The sequence below is a fragment of the Streptomyces mayonensis genome (assembly GCF_018982965.1).
Lineage (GTDB): Bacteria > Actinomycetota > Actinomycetes > Streptomycetales > Streptomycetaceae > Streptomyces > Streptomyces mayonensis.
The window spans coordinates 1-1,124 of sequence record NZ_JACBYP010000271.1 but is presented as its reverse complement, the minus strand read 5'-3'; the positions used below and the strand labels follow the sequence as shown (position 1 = coordinate 1,124).

Here is a 1,124-nt window from a genome sequence, read left to right as displayed (position 1 = left end):
TTGGTTCGTGGGATGGGTTCGTTTTTCAAGGAGTGTGAGCATCCGCGGTCGCGGTGGTCGAAGTGTCCGCACGCGTACAAGGTGCGGTATCGGTCGGCGGCCGGGAAGCAGGTGAAGGAGTCCGGGTTTGCGACCCAGGACAAGGCGATCGCGCGTTTGACGGAGGTCTACAACGCGAGGAAGTCTGCGCCGCGGGGGCAGGCGAAGGCGGACCGGGTCGCGAAGTACGGGGCGATGCGGTTCAAGGAGTACGCCGTCGAGTGGAAGGCCGGCCAGCGGGATCTCGGCCCGGCGTCGGTGGTGCACCTGGAGTCGCTGTTGAACATTCATTTGCTGCCGCTGCTGGGCAGCCGGCGGGTGAACACCTTCGACCACAAGGTCGTCGAGGGCTTCCTCCAGGCCCTGGAACGCAACGGCGTCGGCCTGGCCGCGCAGGCCAATTGCTTCGACAAGCTGAAGGCGATCCTGCTGGACGCGAACCGGCTGGGCCTGTTCGACGACAACCCGGTCGCCGGGATCAAGCCGCCGCAGTACGACCCCAAGCGGGTGGTGATCCCCTCACCCGAACAGCTGGGGCAGATACGCACCGCCGGCGACGACAGCTTCCTGCTGGTCGCCGACCTGATGAGCGGCTGCGGCATGCGCAACGGCGAAGCATTCGCGGTCAACGTCAACAACATCGTCGCCGACGACGTCTACCGCATCACCGAGCAGGTCAACCGGACCACCTGCCAGTACGAGCGGCTCAAGCACCGCAAGCCGGGAGAATACCGCGACGTGCCCCTGCCCGCACGGGTGCGCCAGACCATCGAGTGGTACGCCGACAAGCACGGCACCGTCGACGGCTACCTGCTGCGTCATCCCGGCGACCCGGCCCGCACCTTCCCGCACTACCACATCGCCAACCAGTGGCAGCGAATCAAGAAGGCCGGCCAGACCGACATCCCCGACGGCATGGTCGTCTACGGCCTGCGGCACTTCTTCGCCTCCAACTGCCTCACCCACGGCATCCCCATCACCGACGTCGCCGAGTGGATGGGCCACAAGACCATCGAGATCACCTTCAAGATCTACCGCCACCTCATGCCCGGCTCCATCAGCAAAGCCGCCAAGATCCTCAACCA

At 65.6% G+C, this 1,124-nt stretch carries 1 protein-coding gene; it reads left to right on the top strand.

Annotation, left to right across the window (positions count from 1 at the left end):
- Nucleotides 1–12: 12 nt before the first annotated feature.
- The coding region (locus HZS56_RS37805) for a tyrosine-type recombinase/integrase (RefSeq protein WP_216725324.1) at nucleotides 13–1,124 on the top strand (1,112 nt) is incomplete at its 3' end.